General features: G+C 68.7%; 21 protein-coding genes, 1 tRNA gene and 1 pseudogene. 8 read left to right on the top strand and 15 right to left on the bottom strand.

Translation table 11 applies throughout. The features are described from left to right. Nucleotides 1-50 precede the first annotated feature (50 nt). Together ACIQBL_RS06020 and ACIQBL_RS06015 are read right to left on the bottom strand one after the other, a co-directional pair. Nucleotides 51-407, bottom strand: coding sequence for a GroES family chaperonin (locus ACIQBL_RS06020; protein ID WP_401937325.1), 357 nt, complete (start codon nt 405-407; stop codon nt 51-53). A 55-nt stretch (nt 408-462) separates the two neighbouring features. Further along, a complete protein-coding gene (locus tag ACIQBL_RS06015) occupies nt 463-810 on the bottom strand; it encodes a DUF3618 domain-containing protein (RefSeq protein WP_401937322.1) in 348 nt (115 codons plus the stop codon). Between the two features lie 94 nt (nt 811-904). Here ACIQBL_RS06015 and bcp point away from each other — a divergent pair, with 94 nt between their 5' ends. From bcp to ACIQBL_RS06000, 3 genes and pseudogenes are all read left to right on the top strand, one after another. After that, nucleotides 905-1372: a thioredoxin-dependent thiol peroxidase gene (gene bcp, locus ACIQBL_RS06010; protein WP_401937321.1), complete on the top strand. Its 468-nt coding sequence runs from the start codon at nt 905-907 to the stop codon at nt 1370-1372. Nucleotides 1373-1521: 149 nt separating this feature from the next. Further along, a pseudogene (locus ACIQBL_RS06005) lies at nt 1522-1869 on the top strand (HNH endonuclease); the annotation flags it as partial. A 15-nt stretch (nt 1870-1884) separates the two neighbouring features. Next, nucleotides 1885-1970 (top strand) — tRNA-Leu (locus ACIQBL_RS06000). A 41-nt stretch (nt 1971-2011) separates the two neighbouring features. On the opposite strand, the gene rdgB is transcribed toward ACIQBL_RS06000, so the two are convergent. From rdgB to ACIQBL_RS05980, 4 genes are all read right to left on the bottom strand, one after another. After that, nucleotides 2012-2614, bottom strand: a complete 603-nt coding sequence (gene rdgB / locus ACIQBL_RS05995; protein WP_401937319.1) for an RdgB/HAM1 family non-canonical purine NTP pyrophosphatase — start codon at nt 2612-2614, stop codon at nt 2012-2014. Nucleotides 2615-2656: 42 nt separating this feature from the next. Continuing rightward, nucleotides 2657-3061, bottom strand: a complete 405-nt coding sequence (locus tag ACIQBL_RS05990) for a hypothetical protein (protein WP_401937317.1) — start codon at nt 3059-3061, stop codon at nt 2657-2659. A 155-nt stretch (nt 3062-3216) separates the two neighbouring features. After that, entirely contained in the window at nt 3217-3954 is a 738-nt protein-coding gene (gene rph / locus ACIQBL_RS05985) for a ribonuclease PH (RefSeq protein WP_356062808.1), read from the bottom strand. Nucleotides 3955-4050: 96 nt separating this feature from the next. Continuing rightward, nucleotides 4051-4284 carry a glucose PTS transporter subunit EIIB gene (locus tag ACIQBL_RS05980; RefSeq protein WP_043679504.1) on the bottom strand — a complete coding sequence of 78 codons (234 nt, stop codon included), beginning with the start codon at nt 4282-4284 and terminating at the stop codon, nt 4051-4053. A gap of 140 nt (nt 4285-4424) precedes the next feature. On the opposite strand from ACIQBL_RS05980, the gene ACIQBL_RS05975 reads away from it, so the two are divergent. Both ACIQBL_RS05975 and ACIQBL_RS05970 read left to right on the top strand, forming a co-directional pair. Next, nucleotides 4425-5717 (top strand): PTS transporter subunit EIIC, encoded by a 1293-nt coding sequence (locus tag ACIQBL_RS05975; protein ID WP_401937315.1) that lies wholly within the window; start codon nt 4425-4427, stop codon nt 5715-5717. Between the two features lie 191 nt (nt 5718-5908). Beyond that, the gene (locus ACIQBL_RS05970; RefSeq protein WP_401937313.1) at nt 5909-7159 is read left to right on the top strand and encodes a PTS transporter subunit EIIC; all 1251 of its coding nucleotides are present in this window, start codon (nt 5909-5911) and stop codon (nt 7157-7159) included. 65 nt (nt 7160-7224) lie between these two features. Here the strand turns inward: ACIQBL_RS05970 and ACIQBL_RS05965 are convergent, their stop codons facing one another. Beyond that, nucleotides 7225-7977, bottom strand: coding sequence for an MBL fold metallo-hydrolase (locus ACIQBL_RS05965; RefSeq protein WP_401937311.1), 753 nt, complete (start codon nt 7975-7977; stop codon nt 7225-7227). Between the two features lie 215 nt (nt 7978-8192). On the opposite strand from ACIQBL_RS05965, the gene ACIQBL_RS05960 reads away from it, so the two are divergent. Beyond that, the gene (locus tag ACIQBL_RS05960; RefSeq protein WP_401937310.1) at nt 8193-8612 is read left to right on the top strand and encodes a type II toxin-antitoxin system PemK/MazF family toxin; all 420 of its coding nucleotides are present in this window, start codon (nt 8193-8195) and stop codon (nt 8610-8612) included. A gap of 86 nt (nt 8613-8698) precedes the next feature. On the opposite strand, the gene ACIQBL_RS05955 is transcribed toward ACIQBL_RS05960, so the two are convergent. The 7 genes from ACIQBL_RS05955 to clpS form a co-directional block, all read right to left on the bottom strand. After that, entirely contained in the window at nt 8699-9649 is a 951-nt protein-coding gene (locus ACIQBL_RS05955) for a PLP-dependent cysteine synthase family protein (protein ID WP_399117912.1), read from the bottom strand. Nucleotides 9650-9655: 6 nt separating this feature from the next. Continuing rightward, nucleotides 9656-9934, bottom strand: coding sequence for a MoaD/ThiS family protein (locus tag ACIQBL_RS05950; RefSeq protein ID WP_019056720.1), 279 nt, complete (start codon nt 9932-9934; stop codon nt 9656-9658). Nucleotides 9935-10028: 94 nt separating this feature from the next. Next, complete coding sequence (locus ACIQBL_RS05945; RefSeq protein WP_317774922.1) at nt 10029-10124, bottom strand: putative leader peptide; 96 nt, start codon at nt 10122-10124, stop codon at nt 10029-10031. A gap of 134 nt (nt 10125-10258) precedes the next feature. Next, a complete protein-coding gene (locus tag ACIQBL_RS05940) occupies nt 10259-10687 on the bottom strand; it encodes a Mov34/MPN/PAD-1 family protein (protein ID WP_401937307.1) in 429 nt (142 codons plus the stop codon). 76 nt (nt 10688-10763) lie between these two features. After that, complete coding sequence (locus tag ACIQBL_RS05935) at nt 10764-12188, bottom strand: amino acid permease (RefSeq protein WP_401937306.1); 1425 nt, start codon at nt 12186-12188, stop codon at nt 10764-10766. 301 nt (nt 12189-12489) lie between these two features. Beyond that, on the bottom strand, nt 12490-13095 hold the full coding sequence (locus ACIQBL_RS05930; RefSeq protein ID WP_401937304.1) for a DUF2017 domain-containing protein: 606 nt from the start codon (nt 13093-13095) through the stop codon (nt 12490-12492). 12 nt (nt 13096-13107) lie between these two features. Beyond that, nucleotides 13108-13425 (bottom strand): ATP-dependent Clp protease adapter ClpS, encoded by a 318-nt coding sequence (clpS, locus tag ACIQBL_RS05925; RefSeq protein WP_043679478.1) that lies wholly within the window; start codon nt 13423-13425, stop codon nt 13108-13110. Nucleotides 13426-13505: 80 nt separating this feature from the next. On the opposite strand from clpS, the gene ACIQBL_RS05920 reads away from it, so the two are divergent. Continuing rightward, complete coding sequence (locus ACIQBL_RS05920) at nt 13506-14852, top strand: nicotinate phosphoribosyltransferase (protein WP_401937302.1); 1347 nt, start codon at nt 13506-13508, stop codon at nt 14850-14852. Between the two features lie 115 nt (nt 14853-14967). Next, nucleotides 14968-15552, top strand: coding sequence for a nicotinamidase (locus ACIQBL_RS05915; RefSeq protein WP_401937301.1), 585 nt, complete (start codon nt 14968-14970; stop codon nt 15550-15552). A gap of 7 nt (nt 15553-15559) precedes the next feature. Here the strand turns inward: ACIQBL_RS05915 and ACIQBL_RS05910 are convergent, their stop codons facing one another. After that, entirely contained in the window at nt 15560-17791 is a 2232-nt protein-coding gene (locus tag ACIQBL_RS05910; protein ID WP_401937299.1) for an MMPL family transporter, read from the bottom strand. Nucleotides 17792-17862: the final 71 nt, after the last annotated feature.

Genomic DNA, 17862 nt, shown 5'->3' with positions numbered 1-17862 from the left:
ATGGTCACCAGCCCCTTTGAGGCTTCGTAAGTGCTACTTGACGCTTCGTCCTACAGGTACAGACCCGTCGAGTCCTCGGACCCCTCGAACCGGTCGGCGGCCACCGCGTGCAGATCGCGCTCACGCATGAGGACGTAGGCGGTCCCCCGCACCTCGACCTCGGCGCGGTCCTCCGGGTCGTAGAGGACCCGGTCGCCGGGCTCCACGGTCCGCACGTTCTGCCCCACCGCAACCACGTCGGCCCAGGCCAGCCGGCGCCCCACCGCCGCCGTCGCGGGAATCAGGATCCCGCCGCCCGAACGCCGCTCGCCCTCGCTCTTGTCCTGCCGCACGAGCACACGGTCGTGCAGCATCCGGATGGGCAGCTTGTCGTGCTGGGTGCTCTGCTCGTCTCTCTTGGCGCTCACGCCACGAACCTACCTGTCCTGGACACGCCCGTACGCGGGCGGGTCGTCCACGGTTTCAGCCCTTACGGCCGTTCCGACGCCGGGACCCGAGAACGAGCAGCCCCACAACGCCGACGGCGACGAGAGCGACAGGAACGATCCGCTCGATCCTCGGCGCGCCCTCGTCGTCCACGAACTGCCCCTTGACGTCACTCACGACGCGGTTGACGGCGACGTACGCCTTCCCGAGGGTGTGATCGACACTGGACGCGACCTTGGCCTTCGCGTCACCCACGATGGTCTTCGGGTGCACCCGCACCCCGATCTCGTCGAGCGTGTCGGCCAGGACATCGCGGCGGCGCTTGATGTCCGCCTCGATCTGCGCCGGCGTTCTGGTGTCCGGCGTGTTCGACGTGTCCGCCACCGTACGGCCTCCGAAGTCTGCTGGTACTTGTGCCGCACAGTCTGTCAGCTCTCGCGCGGAGTGCACTGTCAGCACCCCCGGTTACGCTAGCGCGATGAGTGAACGACTCCAGCCCGGGGACGTTGCCCCCGCCTTCACGCTCCCCGACGCCGACGGCAACGAGGTGTCCCTCGCCGCCCACCAGGGCCGCAAGGTCATCGTCTACTTCTACCCGGCGGCCCTGACCCCCGGCTGCACCAAGCAGGCCTGCGACTTCACGGACAACCTGGAGGTGCTGGCCGGCGCGGGTTACGACGTCATCGGCATCTCCCCCGACAAGCCGGAGAAGCTCGCCAAGTTCCGCGAGAAGGAGAACCTCAAGGTCACCCTCCTCGCGGACCCCGACAAGCAGGTCCTCGACGCCTACGGGGCCTTCGGCGAGAAGAAGAACTACGGCAAGACCTACATGGGCGTGATCCGCTCCACGATCATCGTCGACGAGACCGGCAAGGTCGAACACGCGCTGTACAACGTACGGGCGACGGGCCACGTGGCGAAGATCATCAAGGACCTGGGGATCTAGGCCTCCCCTGCCCCCGTCCCCTGCCTGAACGAGATCCACACGTCAGGAGGCAGGCCGGCCCGCCCCGGCACCGGCCTGCGCTCCTCGCTCCACTCCCCCGGGGCAAGATCCTCACCGACGCGCCGCCAGAACGCGACGGCCCCCGGATTGGCGTCGACACCTCCCACTTTCTGGGACAGGCGCACCAGCGAGGACGACCAGGCAGCGTGCCTCTTCGGCGTGCCGAGAACATCCTCGTCCAGCACGACGGGAGCCGTCGGACACGAACCCATCTGTTGCGTCGGGCACTCCTGGAGGTGGGTGCACCAGAGGTGTGCGCCGAATGCGGGATCGGCCCCGAGTGGCTCGGCAAGCCCATGACGCTGGAGGTCGATCACATCAACGGGGACTGGAGTGACGACAGACGGGAGAACCTGCGGTTGCTGTGCCCAAACTGCCACGCGATCACCACCACATGGTGCAGAGGTGGGAGCCGCGATCGTAGGCATCCCCGGTAGCATGTGGTCGGGTACGCGGCCGTGGCGAAATCAGGCAGCACGCGAGGGTTTTAGGTGCCCTTGGGCGAAAGCCCGTGTGGGTTCGAATCCCACCGGCCGCACACTCGGAGGGGCTGTCCGTAAGGACAGCCCCTCCGTCGTCTCAGCCCAACAACTCCCGCACCACCGGCACCAACCCCCGAAACGCCTTCCCCCGATGAGAGATCGCGTTCTTTTCCTCCGCCGTGAGTTCCGCGCAGGTCCGTGTGTCGCCGTCCGGCTGGAGGATCGGGTCGTAGCCGAAGCCGTTCGTGCCCGTCGGGGTGTGGCGGAGGACGCCCCGCAGCTGGCCCTCGACCACGCGTTCCGTGCCGTCCGGCAGGGCCAGGGCTGCCGCGCATGCGAAGTGGGCGCCCCTGTGTTCGTCCGCGATGTCCGTGAGCTGGGCGAGGAGGAGGTCCAGGTTGGCCTTGTCGTCGCCGTGGCGGCCGGCCCAGCGGGCGGAGAAGATGCCGGGGGCGCCGTTCAGGACGTCGACGCAGAGGCCGGAGTCGTCGGCGACCGCCGGGAGGCCGGTCGCCCGGGCGAGGGCGTGGGCCTTCAGGAGCGCGTTCTCGGCGAAGGTGACGCCCGTTTCCTTGACGTCGGGGATCTCGGGGTACGACTCGGCGCCGATCAGTTCGTGGGGCAGTCCCGCGTCGGCGAGGATCGACCTCAGTTCGGTGATTTTCCCGGCGTTGCGGGTGGCGAGGATCAGGCGTGTCATGGCGTCCAGTATTCCAACCTCCGCCGCACGCCTACGAGACGTCTACGACGTGCACACCTTCGTCAACTCGCCCGCCGCGTCCGTCACCGGACTGATGTCGGGGGTGTTGTCGCCGTTCTTGACCGCCGTACGGACGTTGTCGACGGCCTTGTTCAGGTCGTCCACCGCTTTGTTGACGTCGGCGTTGTCGGTCTTGTCGCCGATCTTGTCGAGGTCCTTCTCGATGGAGTTGAGGGACTCGTCGGTCCGGGTGGGGTCGTTGGCCGCGTTCTCCACCGCCTGTTGGAGGCCGGTGACGCTGTCGGCGATGGTGTCGGCGGTCTGGACGCAGTCGATGGCCTTGTTGACGGCGTCGCAGCCGGTCGCGAGTCCGGCCGTCAGGCCGACCACCGCCACGGTGGCGGCGATGGCGGTACGGCGACGACGACTGCGTCGGCTTGCGGCCATGGTTGGGTTTCCTCCCCGTGGGGGTGGGCCTCGGCGGCCTCTCCCCGTTCCGTTTCGTATGCGTAGGGACGCGGGGGCGGGCCGCCGGGTTGCCCCTGCGGCCCGCTCCTCTTGGTGCGTCCTTGATGCGTCCTTTACCTGGCCGGACAAGCCTCTTACTTCTCCAGCGCGGCCTCAAGTGCTTTGCGCTGTACGGCGGTCAGCTCACCGCAGCCGGCGACCGCGAGGTCGAGGAGGGCGTTGAGCTCGTCGCGGGCGAAGGGCTCGGCCTCGGCGGTGCCCTGGACCTCGACGAAGCGGCCGTCGCCGGTGCAGACGACGTTCATGTCGGTCTCGGCGCGGACGTCCTCCTCGTAGCAGAGGTCCAGCAGAGGGACTCCGCCGACGATGCCGACCGAGACCGCCGACACCGTGCCGGTGAGCGGCTGGCGGCCGGCCTTGATCAGCTTCTTGCCCTGGGCCCAGGCGACGGCGTCCGCCAACGCGACGTACGCGCCGGTGATGGCCGCCGTACGGGTGCCGCCGTCGGCCTGGAGGACGTCGCAGTCGAGGACGATGGTGTTCTCGCCGAGGGCCTTGTAGTCGATGACCGCGCGGAGCGAGCGGCCGATGAGGCGGCTGATCTCGTGGGTGCGGCCACCGATCTTGCCGCGTACGGATTCGCGGTCGCCGCGGGTGTTGGTGGCGCGGGGCAGCATGGAGTACTCCGCGGTGACCCAGCCCTCGCCGCTGCCCTTGCGCCAGCGGGGGACGCCTTCGGTGACGGAGGCGGTGCAGAAGACCTTGGTGTCGCCGAAGGAGACGAGGACGGAGCCCTCGGCGTGCTTGCTCCAGCCGCGTTCGATGGTGACGGGGCGGAGCTGTTCGGGGGTTCGGCCGTCGATGCGAGACATGGCGAAGAGCCTAGTCGTAAGGCCTGCCCGCACATGGAGGAAGGGGCTCCTCCCGCCTCGGGAGGAGCCCCTTCTCCTAGCTGCGAAGCCCGTGCCTCACATCATGTCCTCGATGTCCGCCGCGATCGGGTCGGCGTCGGTGCCGATGACGACCTGGATGGCGGTGCCCATCTTGACGACGCCGTGGGCGCCGGCGGCCTTCAGGGCGGCTTCGTCGACCTTGGAGGGGTCGTGGACCTCGGTGCGCAGGCGGGTGATGCAGCCCTCGACCTCTTCGATGTTGTCGATGCCGCCCAGCCCGGCAACGATCTTCTCAGCCTTGGTGGCCATGTTCTTTCTCCCTGATCCGAACCGGTTTGTCGCAGTAACCCACAGTTGGCCCAGCTTCGCGAGCGGTCATGCCGCCCCTGTCGAATGATGAGGGGAACCACGTCGCCAACTGGTCTACACCACATTACCGAGGGGCGTCCATGAGTGCCGACAGTGCCGCCGTCAGTCCTGGGCGCACCCGCTGGGGCAACCTGTTCCAGGGGTTGCAGAAGATGGGCCGCAGTCTCCAACTCCCCATCGCCGTACTGCCGGCCGCCGGCATCCTCAACCGGCTCGGGCAGCCGGACGTGTTCGGGGCCGACGGGCTGGGGTGGACCGATGTCTCGAAGGTGATGGCGGGGGCGGGCGGCGCGCTGCTCGACGGGCAGCTCGGTCTGCCGCTGCTGTTCTGTGTGGGTGTCTCGATCGGCATGGCGAAGAAGTCGGACGGGTCGACGGCGCTGGCCGGGCTGGTCGGCTTCCTCGTGTACTACAACGTGCTGCGCCAGTTCCCGAAGGACTGCGCGGGCGGCGCGAACGCGGTGCCGGGGATCGGGTGCCAGGCCGCCGATCACACAGTCTCGGCGTTCACTTACCAGAATCCCGGGGTGTTCGGCGGGATCGTGCTGGGGCTGCTGACCGCGTTCTTCTGGGTGCGGTTCCACCGTACGAAGCTGGTGGACTGGCTCGGCTTCTTCAACGGGCGGCGACTGGTGCCGATCATCATGTCGTTCGTGGCGATCGCGGTCGCGGCGGTGGCGCTGTGGATCTGGCCGCCGATCGGCAGCGGGCTCGAGCACTTCAGCGACTGGCTGAGCGCCCGGGGTGCCGTGGGCGCGGGGGTGTTCGGTCTCGCCAACCGGGCGCTGCTGGTCGTGGGGCTGCATCAGTTCCTGAACGTGCCCATCTGGTTCCAGTTCGGCAGCTACACCAAGCCGGACGGGACGGTGGTGCACGGTGACATCAACATGTTCCTGGCGGGCGACCCGAACGCGGGGCAGTTCACCTCGGGCTTCTTCCCCATCATGATGTTCGCGCTGCCGGCGGCGGCGCTCGCGATCGCACACTGCGCGAAGCCGAGCCGCCGCAAGGAGGTCGGCGGCCTGATGCTGTCGGTCGCGCTCACGTCCTTCGTGACCGGCATCACCGAGCCCATCGAGTACTCGTTCCTGTTCATCGCGCCTCTCCTCTACGCCGTCCACGCGGTGCTGACCGGTGTGTCGATGGCGGTGACCTGGGGGCTCGGGGTGCACGACGGCTTCAGCTTCTCGGCGGGGCTCATCGACTACGCGATCAACTGGAACCTGGCGACGAAACCCTGGGCGATCATCCCGATCGGGCTGTGCTTCGCGGCGGTGTACTACGTCGTCTTCCGGTTCGCGATCACGAAGTTCGACCTGAAGACGCCGGGGCGGGAGCCGGAGGAGGAGCAGGAGGACGTCACCAAGGCCTAGGAACAGCCCGACAGCGCGGGCGAGTTGGGCCCCCGGACCATCGGTCCGGGGGCCCTTCGCGCTGCTGTTCGCCGTGTACGTCGCGTAGCGGTCCGGTCGCAGGATTCGCGGGTTCCTTTATGCGGACTTCATCTGCTACAACAGGTCTACACCACTGAGTGGTGTAGACCACCACCCGATGGAGGAAGTCTATGAGCACCGCCACCGAGCCAATGGCGGCCCCCGCAAAGAAGCGGGGATCCGGCCTTTTCCAGGGCCTCCAGAAGATCGGCCGCAGCCTCCAGCTCCCGATCGCCGTGCTTCCGGCGGCGGGCATCCTGCTCCGGTTCGGACAGACCGACATCCACGACAAGCTGCATCTGCCGGACAAGGTGACGGCGGTCTTCGCCACCGCCGGCGGCGCGATCTTCGACAACCTGCCGCTGCTGTTCTGTATAGGTGTCGCGATCGGCTTCGCCAAGAAGTCCGACGGCTCCACCGCCCTCGCGGCGCTTGTCGGCTTCCTCGTCTACAGCAATGTGCTCAAGGCCTTCCCGGTCACCGACGCGCAGATCCTGAAGGGCGCCGACGTACCGGCGACCTACAACAACCCCGGTGTCCTCGGCGGCATCATCATGGGTCTGCTCTCCGCGGTGCTGTGGCAGAAGTTCCACCGGACCAAGCTGGTGGACTGGCTCGGCTTCTTCAACGGCCGCCGACTGGTGCCGATCATCATGGCGTTCGTCGGCACGCTCATGGGTGTCTTCTTCGGCCTGATCTGGAAGCCGATCGGTGAGGGCATCTCGAACTTCGGCGAGTGGATCACCGGTCTCGGTGCCTTCGGTGCCGGTCTGTTCGGTCTGATCAACCGCGGGCTGATCCCGGTCGGCATGCACCAGTTCGTCAACTCCGTGGCCTGGTTCCAGATCGGCGACTACAAGAACTCCGCCGGTACGGTCGTCCACGGCGACCTCACCCGCTTCTTCGCCCACGACCCGACCGCCGGGCAGTTCATGTCGGGCTTCTTCCCCATCATGATGTTCGGCCTGCCGGCCGCCGCGCTCGCCATCGCGCACACCGCCCGCCCCGAGCGCCGCAAGGCCGTGACCGGCATGATGATCTCGCTCGCGCTGACGTCCTTCGTGACCGGCGTGACCGAGCCGATCGAGTTCTCGTTCATGTTCATCGCCCCGGTGCTCTACGCGATCCACGCGGTGCTGACCGCGCTGTCCATGGCGATCACCTGGGCGCTCGGCGTCCACGCGGGCTTCACCTTCTCCGCGGGCTTCATCGACTACGCCCTCAACTGGAACCTCGCCACCAAGCCCTGGCTGATCATCCCGATCGGCCTGGTGTTCGCTGCGATCTACTACACCGTCTTCCGCTTCGCGATCATCAAGTGGAACCTGCCCACCCCGGGCCGCGAGCCCGAGGAGGAACTCGAGGACCTCACCAAGGCGTGAGTCCCGTACGGCCATGACGACGGCCCCGGCACCGAGTTGGTGCCGGGGCCGTCGCGTACGTACGCCTAGATCTCGTACGACGCCCTCGGCGCCGCCAGTTCCACCGGTCCGGCGTAGACCTCGCGTGCGTCGGCGAGGTTGGTCTGGGGGTCGGTCCACGGTGGGATGTGGGTCAGCACCAGCCGCCTGACCGCCGCCCTGGTCGCCGTCTCGCCCGCCTCGCGGCCGTTGAGGTGGAGGTCGGGGATGTTCTCCTTGCCGTGCGTGAACGCGGCTTCGCAGAGGAACAGGTCGGTGTCGCGGGCGAGTTCGTCGAGGGACTCGCTGACGCCCGTGTCGCCGGAGTAGGTGAGGGACCGCCCGCCGTGCTCGACGCGGATGCCGTACGCCTCGACGGGGTGGCGGACCCGCTCGGTGTGCACGGTGAAGGGGCCGATGTCGAACGTGGACGGCTTCACCGTGTGGAAGTCGAAGACCTCGCTCATGGAGGAGGCGGTGGGGGTGTCGGCGTAGGCCGTGGTGAGGCGGTGCTCGGTGCCCTCGGGGCCGTAGACCGGGATGGGGTCGCAACGGCCGCCGTCGTGGCGGTAGTAGCGCGCGACGAAGTACGCGCACATGTCGATGCAGTGGTCGGCGTGCAGATGACTGAGGAAGATCGCGTCGAGGTCGTAGAGACCGCAGTGGCGCTGCAGCTCGCCAAGGGCGCCGTTGCCCATGTCGAGGAGCAGCCGGAAGCCGTCGGCCTCTACGAGGTAGCTCGAACAGGCCGATTCCGCGGACGGGAACGACCCCGAGCAGCCGACGACGGTGAGCTTCATAAAGCAGAAACCTCCGCTGGCGGGTAACTTCTGGAGTGGGGACACGGGGGTCGTGCGGTCCGTCGAGCGTAAGGCGCGAAAGGGCCGGTCGCTCCTCCGCCAAGGGCTGTTGTGGGGGAACTCACCTGTGGTGTCACCGGTTCGGCTGGAACCGGGGCGCGTGGGGTATGCGAGAGGGCGCGCGGCTTGGATTGCGCGCCGGTACCGTCGTCCTCATGAACACGACCTGGTGGCTCGCGCTCGCGGCGGTGATACTGCTGGCGCTCGTCGCCACGCTTGTCGACGGGTGGGGGCGGGGGTCGTCCCGACGGGTTCAGGGGGATCGGCCTCGGCCCGCTGAGATCTGGTGGGCGAACGTTCCCTACGAGGATCAGCCCGGGGCCGCCAAGGATCGGCCTTGTCTGGTGCTTGCCGTGCGCGGGCGGAAGGTGACCGTCGCGAAGATCACCAGCAAGTATCACGATGGGCGGGGCGGGGTGATTCCGTTGCCGCCGGGGGCCGTTGGCGATGCGCGGGGTCGGGCGAGCTATCTGGAGACCGACGAGTTGCGTGCGGTGCCGGTGTCTGACTTCAGGCGGCGGGTGGGGGTGGTGGACCCGGTCCTATGGGATCAGGTCCGTCACCTCACCGGCTAACGGTCGTACGTCGGGTGCGGGTCGCTGGGCGCGCGCACGCGGCGGAGCCGCAAATCGACACAACCCCGCGCCCCTAAAACCTCACCTCACGCCCAGAGTTGGCCCTGAAGGGTCTTGATCGCTTCCTCTGTTGTCGCCGCCGTGTACACGCCCGTCGACAGGTACTTCCAGCCGCCGTCCGCGACGACGAACGCGATGTCCGCGGTCTCGCCCGCCGCTACGGCCTTCTTGCCGACCCCGATTGCCGCGTGCAGGGCCGCACCCGTGGAGACGCCGGCGAAGATGCCCTCCTGCTGGAGGAGTTCGCGGGTGCGGGTGACCGCGTCGGCCGAGCCGACCGAGAAGCGGGTGGTGAGGACGGAGGCGTCGTACAGCTCGGGGACGAAGCCCTCGTCGAGGTTGCGCAGGCCGTAGACGAGGTCGTCGTAGCGCGGCTCGGCGGCGACGATCTTGACGTCCGGCTTGTGTTCGCGGAGGTAGCGGCCGACGCCCATGAGCGTGCCCGTCGTTCCCAGTCCCGCGACGAAGTGGGTGATGGACGGGAGGTCGGTGAGGATCTCCGGGCCGGTGGTGGCGTAGTGGGCGCCGGCGTTGTCCGGGTTGCCGTACTGGTAGAGCATCACCCAGTCGGGGTGTTCGGCGGACAGCTCCTTGGCCACGCGTACGGCGGTGTTGGAGCCGCCGGCCGCGGGGCTGGGGATGATCTCGGCGCCCCACATGCCGAGCAGGTCACGGCGTTCCTGCGAGGTGTTCTCGGGCATCACGCAGACCATGCGGTAGCCCTTGAGCTTCGCCGCCATGGCCAACGAGATACCCGTGTTGCCGGAGGTCGGCTCCAGGATCGTGCAGCCGGGCGTCAGGCGGCCGTCCTTCTCCGCCTGTTCGATCATGTGCAGGGCCGGGCGGTCCTTGACCGAGCCGGTCGGGTTGCGGTCCTCCAGCTTGGCCCAGATGCGGACGTCGGTGGACGGCGAGAGCCGCGGCAGGCGCACCAGAGGGGTGTTGCCCACCGCGGCCAGCGGAGAGTCGTAACGCATCGACGATCAGGCCATGCCGCCGGCCACGGCCGGCAGGATCGTGACGTTGTCGCCGTCGGTCAGCTTGGTGTTGATGCCGTCGAGGAAGCGGACGTCCTCGTCGTTCAGGTACACGTTGACGAAGCGGCGCAGTTCGCCGCCGTCCACGATGCGGGCCTGGATGCCCGCGTGCCGGGTCTCGAGGTCGGCGAAGAGCGCGGCGAGGTTCTCACCGGCACCCTCGACGGCCTTCTGGCCGTCGGTGTAGGTGCGGAGGATGGTGGGGATGCGGACCTCGATGGCCATGGCAAGGGGCTCCTGTCGGAAGCGGGAGGGGTCTGGTCTCGGTGGGCACATGCCTGACTGCCGCGGCGCACGGCCGTGCGGCGACAGCGCGCTGTCAACAGATGGCGCTGTTCAGCCTGCACAGGTCGACGTGCAGCCGCGCCACGAGCAGCATGCCCGGCGCCTTGTCGCTCACGTCGAGAAGAACCATGGGCTCATCGTATCGATTCCCGGTCCGGACCTCGGTAGGTGATCTCACATTTCGGACGAAATTCGGTCGGGGGGTGAGACGGCGCAGCTCAGGCGGACTTCACCAGCACGGTGCGTACGCGGTCAGTATGCCGCTCAGTACGCCTCTACGACCTTGACGTCCTCCTCGGTGACCTCGCCCTCCAGGATCTGGTACGAGCGGAACTGGAAGGGGCCCGCCTCGTCGCTGTCGGCGGTGGAGACGAGGACGTAGTGGGCGCCGGGTTCGTTGGCGTAGGCGATGTCGGTGCGGGAGGGGTAGGCCTCGGTCGCGGTGTGGGAGTGGTAGATGATCACCGGCTCCTCGTCGCGGTCGTCCATGTCGCGGTAGAGCTTCAGGAGGTCCTGCGAGTCGAACTCGTAGAACGTGGGCGAGCGGGCCGCGTTCAGCATCGGGACGAAGCGCTCGGGGCGGCCCTGGCCCACCGGGCCCGCGACGACTCCGCACGCCTCGTCGGGGTGGTCCGCGCGCGCGTGGGCGACGATCCGGTCGAACAGGGCCTGGGTGATGGTCAAGGTCGGCATGGTCGTCAGGATAAGCAGAAGGGCGGCCTCGTACCGAGTGGTGGTACGGGGCCGCCCGTATGCCGGGACCGCTCGGTCAGAGGACCTTCTCCAGCGCCGGTTCGCGGCGCTCCGTGACCTGCGGGTTGCGTGACTTCAGGACCAGCCAGCCGATCCACAGGGCGAAGGCCCAGCCCGCCATCACGTAGAGGCAGATGCGGGAGTCGGCGTCGTAGGCGATGAGGCCGGTGACGAAGAGGAGGAACGCGATGGCCACGTACGAGAACTTCGCGCCGCCGGGGGCCGGGAAGGACGAGGCCGGGAGGCGGCCCGCGTCGACCGCGCGGCGGTAGAGGACGTGACTGACCAGGATCATCAGCCAGGTCCAGATGCCGGCGGCGGTGGCCACCGAGGTGACGTAGCCGAAGGCCTTCTCCGGGACGACGTAGTTGAGGACGACGCCGATGCCCATGAAGGCGACGGAGATCGTGATGCCGAGTGCCGGGGTCTTCGAGGCGGACAGCCTGCTGAAGGTGCGCGGGGCCTCGCCGTTGTCCGCGAGGGTGCGGAGCATGCGGCCGGTGGAGTACATGCCGGAGTTGCAGGAGGAGAGGGCGGCCGTCAACACCACGAAGTTGACGATGCCGGCGCCCGCCGGGATGCCGATCTTCGCGAACGCCTCGACGAACGGGCTGACGCCCGGGGCGAATTCGGTCCACTTCACGACGCAGAGGATGACGGTGAGGGCGCCGACGTAGAAGAGGGCGATGCGCCACGGGAGGGTGTTGATCGCCTTGGGGAGGGTCTTCTCCGGGTTCTCGGACTCGCCCGCGGTGACGCCGACCAGTTCGACGGCGAGGTAGGCGAACATGACGCCCTGGAGGGTCATCAGGGAGGAGCCGATGCCCTTGGGGAAGAAGCCGTCGAACTGCCAGAGGTTGGCGACGGAGGCGGTGTCACCGGCGCTGCTGAAGCCGAAGGTGAGGACGCCGAGGCCGATCACGATCATGCCGATGAGGGCGGTGACCTTGACCATCGAGAACCAGAACTCGATCTCGCCGAAGAGCTTCACCGAGATCAGGTTGGCGACGAAGAGGATCACCAGGAAGGCGAGTGCTGTCACCCATTGGGAGACGGCGGGGAACCAGTAGTTGACGTAGATGGCGGCGGCCGTGAGTTCGGCCATGCCGGTGACCACCCACATCAGCCAGTACGTCCAGGCGGTGAAGTAGCCGAAGAACGGGCCGAGGAACTCGCGGGAGTACTCCGCGAAGGAACCCGACACCGGGCGGTACAGGAGCAGTTCGCCCAGTGCCCGCATGATGAAGAAGATGATGACGCCGGCCAGGGCGTACATGAAGATGAGGCTGGGACCGGCCTTGGCGATGTTCGCCCCGGCTCCCAGGAACAGCCCGACGCCGACGGCGCCGCCGATCGCGATCATCTGGACCTGACGGCTGCCGAGCCCGCGCTCGTACCCCTCCTCGGGGGCCCCGTCCGTCTCGACCTGAGCGGAGGTCATGTGTGGTGCGCCTTTCTCCGAAACCCCCCGGTGTACTGGAGCTGCCCGGCCGAGGTCCGTCGGCCGTAAGGCACACCCGGCGGGACATGGGTGGCGTCCGCCGGGTGGCCGTGAAGATCTATCACGGCGGAATGGGCGATCGACGGGGGCTTTTGTGGCGCACACCACAGGAAGAAGCGGACAAAAAGGCGCGACGGTCGGCATTCCCGACCGTCGCGGTGATGTGATCGTTATCCGGATTTGAGCGTCCTCTGAGCGAACTCCGGGCGTACTCCGAGCCAACGGAGCGGGCTCGTCGCGGTCAGCGCATCAGGGTCGTGACCAGCGTCTCCTGGAGGCCGCCCAGCCAGAGGTACGCCATCACCAGCGGCTTGCGCGAGTCCTCGTCCGGGAGGCGGTAGAGGTCGTCGGTGTCGTCCTCGTCGGTGATGTCGAGGCGGGAACCGATCGCCAGGCGCAGGTCGTTGAGCGAGCCGAGCCACTGCCGGGACTCCTCGGTGGTCAGCTTGAGGATCGCGCCGCCGTCGCCGCCGGGGGTCAGCGAGTCCAGGGTGCGGACCACCGCGAGGGCGTTCTCGCGCTTGCCGGCCCGCAGGTCGTTCTCGGTGAAGCGGCGGAACTCGGCGGAGTGCGCGAGCTTCTCCTCGGCGTCGTGCGGGGAGTCGGGTGCCTGCTCCGGGTCGGTGTACGCGTCCGGGAACAGACGCCGCAGCACCGGGTCGGAGGGCGGCTCGCTCGGGCCCTCGGCGAAGAGTTCCGCGAGGGGGTCGTCGGGGGCGTCCTCGCCCGGACCGGGGCCGATCAGCTCCAGGAGCTGGACGGCCAGCGACCGGATGATGGAGATCTCGACGTCGTCGAGGGCGACGGCGGCACCGCCGCCGCGAAGTGGTTCGAAGTGTCCTGGCATCGGGATGGGTCGCTACTTCCGGTCCTGCTGGAGGGTGGCCCACAGACCGTAGCCGTGCATGGCCTGCACGTCGCGTTCCATCTCCTCGCGGCTTCCGCTGGAGACGACGGCGCGGCCCTTGTGGTGGACGTCCATCATGAGTTTGGTGGCCTTGTCCTTGGAGTAGCCGAAGTACGTCTGGAAGACGTACGTCACATAGCTCATGAGGTTGACCGGGTCGTTGTGCACGATCGTGACCCAGGGGACGTCGGGCTCGGGTACGGCGAAGACCTCCTCCGCCGACTCGGTGCGTTCGATCTCCAGGGGTGCGGGTGACGTCACAGCGCCCATGCTGCCACCACAAGGGGGTGCCCGCACAAATGGACCCCACAAATCGTCAGAGTGACGAGATGGGAGTACGATCCATCGTCATGAACACAGCGGACCTTGGGCTGCCGGTGGACGTTCCCTCGACGGCGCTCTTCACCGACCACTACGAGCTGACGATGCTGCAGGCCGCCCTCAAGGCGGGTACGGCAGACCGGCGTTCGGTCTTCGAGTGCTTCACCCGGAGGCTGCCCGAGGGGCGTCGCTACGGCGTCGTCGCGGGCACCGGACGTGTCCTGGACGCGGTGGAGAACTTCCGTTTCGACGCGGACGTCCTCGGCTTCCTGCGCGAGCGGAACGTCGTCAACGAGGAGACCCTGGAGTGGCTCGCCGCCTACCGCTTCAGCGGTGACGTGTGGGGCTACCCGGAGGGCGAGGTGTACTTCCCGGGCTCGCCGATCATGCGGGTCGAGGGCTCCTTCGCCGAGTGCGTCCTCCTGGAGACCGTGATCCTCTCCATCCTCAACCACGACTCCGCGATCGCCGCCGCCGCCTCCCGCATGGCCTCCGCCGCCGGGGACCGCCCGCTGATCGAGATGGGCGCCCGCCGCACCCACGAACTCGCCGCCGTCGCCGCCTCCCGCGCCGCCTACGTCGGCGGTTTCGCCACCACCTCCGACCTCGCGGCCGGCTTCCGCTACGGCATCCCCACCGTCGGCACCTCCGCGCACGCCTTCACCCTGCTCCACGACAGCGAACGCGCCGCGTTCCAGGCCCAGGTGGACTCGCTGGGCCGCAACACCACGCTGCTCGTCGACACGTACGACGTCACCGAGGCCGTCCGTACGGCGGTGGAGGTCGCCGGGCCCGAACTGGGCGCCGTCCGCATCGACTCCGGCGATCTGCTGCTCGTCGCGCACCGGGTGCGGCAGCAGCTGGACGAGCTGGGCGCCGGCGACACGAAGATCATCGTGACCTCCGACCTCGACGAGTACGCCATCGCCTCGCTCGCGGCGGCGCCCGTGGACGCGTACGGCGTCGGCACCCAGCTGGTGACCGGGTCCGGGCACCCGACCTGCTCGATGGTCTACAAGCTGGTCGCCCGCGCCGAGTCCGCCGACCCGAAGGCGCCGCTGGTGCCGGTCGCGAAGAAGTCCAGCGGCGGCAAGACGTCGATCGGCGGGCGCAAGTGGGCGGCACGGCGACTGGACGGCGACGGGATCGCGGAGGCCGAGGTGATCGGCACCGGGCCGGTCCCCGCCGAACTGGCCGACCGGCAGCTGCTGGTGGAGCTGGTCAAGGGCGGAGAGGTCGTCGCCCGCGAACCGCTGGACGTCGTACGGGACCGGCATGCCGTCGCGCGGGCCAACCTGCCGTTGTCGGCGACCCAGTTGTCGCGCGGCGAGGCCGTCATTCCCACGGAGTACGTCCAGCTGCGGTCGGGTAGCTAAGTCCCGCCGGCTCAGACCCCCTAGTTAAGACCCGTACGAAAATCAGGGGTGCGCCCTCCCGCGGTGGCGCCGAAGTCCCTAGGCTCGAATCTCACTCTCCGCGAAGGAAACCACCATGCGCCGCGCCTTGATCGTCGTAGACGTGCAGAACGACTTCTGCGAGGGAGGCAGTCTCGCGGTGTCCGGGGGCGCGGATGTCGCCGCCGCCGTAACCGAGCTGATCGGGCAGGCGCCCGCCGGCTACCGGCATGTCGTGGCCACCCGCGACCACCACATCGCGCCCGGCGGGCACTTCGCCGACAACCCCGACTACGCCCACTCCTGGCCCGCGCACTGTGTCGCGGGCACGGAGGGGGTCGGGTTCCACCCCAACTTCGCGCCCGCGGTCGCCTCCGGTGCGATCGACGCGGTTTTCGACAAGGGGGCTTACGCGGCGGCGTACAGCGGGTTCGAGGGGCGGGACGAGAACGGGGTGTCGCTCGGGGACTGGTTGCGGGCGCGGGAGATCGACGAGGTGGACGTGGTCGGGATCGCCACGGACCACTGCGTGAAGGCGACCGCGTTGGACTCTGTGCGGGAGGGGTTTCGTACGCAGGTGTTGCTTGACCTCACGGCCGGGGTGGCGAAGGAGACCACCGATCGGGCGTTGGAGGAACTGCGGGCGGCGGGGGTGGAGTTGACCGGGAAGCCGGTCGTCTGAAGTAGTTCTATTTCCGCGGGCCGGTGGGGGCTGGTCGCGCAGTTCCCCGCGCCCCTTCAGGGGCGCTCTCGCTCACCGGGTGTTGCCTGCTCAGGCTCTCGCCCTCGATGTCCACGTTCGGGAGGAGCCGGTCCAGCCAAGCCGGGAGCCAGGAGATGCGGTCGCCGAGGATGGCCAGGACGGCCGGGACGAAGGCCATGCGGACGATGAACGCGTCGAAGAGGACGGCGATCGCGAGGCCGAAGCCGATCATCTTGATCATGGAGTCGCCGGCCGTGATGAAGCCCGCGAAGACCGCGATCATGATGAGGGCGGCGGCCGTCACGACCCGGGCGCTGTAGCGGAACCCGGTCGCGATCGAGGCGTGCACCGCGCTGCCGTGGACGTAGGCCTCGCGGATGCGGGAGACGAGGAAGACCTCGTAGTCCATGGCGAGGCCGAACACGATGCCCACCAGGAAGATCGGCATCAGGCTCATGATCGGGCCGGTGGTCTCCACTCCCAACAGGCTTGCGCCCCAGCCCCATTGGAAGACCGCCACCACGCAGCCGAGCGCGGCCAGCACCGAGAGCAGGAAGCCGACGGCCGCCTTGACCGGGATGACGATCGAGCGGAAGACGAGCAGGAGGAGGAGTACCGCCAGGCCCACGACCACGATCAGGTACGGGACGAGGGCGCCGCTGACCTTCTGCGCCACGTCGATGTTCAGGGCCGTGGTGCCGGTGACCTCGAAGGTCGCGCCGGGGGCCGCCGCCACGATCGCGGGACGGTCGTCACGAATGGTGTGGACGAGGTCGACGGTCTTCTGGCTGGTGGGTGCGTTCGCCGGTACGGCGGTGAACAGGGCCGCGTTTCCCGCCGGGTTGAAGCGGATCGGCGAGACGGAGACCACGCCGGGCACGGCGGCGATCCGGCGCTCGACCGTGGCCGCGGCGGCCTTGGGGTCGGTGGCCTTGGTGAGGTCGGTCACGACGGTCAGCGGGCCGTTGAAGCCGGGGCCGAAGGCCTTGGCCAGGTCGTCGTAGGCGCGGCGTTCCGTGGTCGCGGTGGACTTGGCCTCGTCGCCGGTCTGGCCCAGTTGCAGGCCCATCACGGGGAGCGCGAGGACCACCAGGCCGACGACCGTGCCGAGCAGCACCGGCCAGGGGTGGCGCAGCACGAACCCGGCCCAGCGGCTGCCCATGTTGCCGGCCACGCCCTGGATGCGCCGTCCGGTCGTCTTGTAACGGTGGGAGAGGACGGCCCGGGGCCAGAATCCGATCAGGGCGGGGACGAGGGTCAGCGCGATGAGGACGGCGATCACGACCGCGCCGGCGGCGCACAGGCCCATCTTGGTGAGGAGTGGGATGCCTACGACCGAGAGGCCGGCCAGGGCGATGACGACGGTGAGGCCCGCGAAGACCACCGCGGAACCGGCCGTGCCGACGGCGAGGCCCGCCGCCTCGTCGGTGGTGTGCCCGTTGGCCCGTTCCTCGCGGTAGCGGAAGACGACGAACACCGCGTAGTCGATGCCGCAGGCCAGACCGAGCATGGTGGCGAGCGTGCCGGTCGTCGAGGACAGGCCGAAGGCACTGGCCAGGGCCGTGATCGCGGTCATGGAGATGCCGACGCCGAAGATCGCGGTCAGCAGCGGCAGTCCGGCCGCGGCCAGCGATCCGAAGGTGATCAGCAGGACGACGGCGGCGATGCCGACGCCGATGATCTCGCCCACCCCGCCGGCCGAGGGCTGGGCGGCCAGCGCGGTGCCGCCGATCTCGACGGTCAGGCCGGCGTCGCGGGCCTGCCGGGCGGCGTTCCTGAGGTTGTTCTTGGCGGCGTCGGTGAGGTGGTTGGCCTGCACCGTGTAGGTGATCGTCGAGTACGCCGTCGACGCGTCCTTGCTGACCGCGCCCGCCTGGAAGGGGTTGACCGCGCTCGCGACCTGCGGTCCGCCGGAGACCTCGTCGACGAGCCGGACCACGGCCGCCCGGTCCTTGCCCGTGGTGACCTTCTGTCCGCCGGGGGCGACGAAGACCACGCGGGCCACGGCGCCGTCCGCCTGCGCCCCGGGGAAGCGCTGCTGGATCAGGTCGAAGGCCCGCTGGGACTCGACGCCCGGGGTGGAGAAGGTGGTGGCGGGGGCTTCGGCCGCCTTGGAGGAGGCAAAGCCGAGGGCCACGAGGATCACCACCCAGAGGATGGTCACGTACCAGCGCCGGCGGAAGGCCAGGCGCCCCAGGCGGTAGAGGACGGTAGCCACGAGGGCCTCCGGCGGTTCTAGGGTGCCCCGAGCCATCCCAGGATGGGGTGCGTCGCGGCGTACCGCCTGTC

Origin of the sequence: Streptomyces sp. NPDC088350 (assembly GCF_044753545.1) — a bacterium.
Lineage (GTDB): Bacteria > Actinomycetota > Actinomycetes > Streptomycetales > Streptomycetaceae > Streptomyces.
Note: the sequence above shows the minus strand (reverse complement) of the source record. Positions and strands in the feature narration are given on the sequence as shown.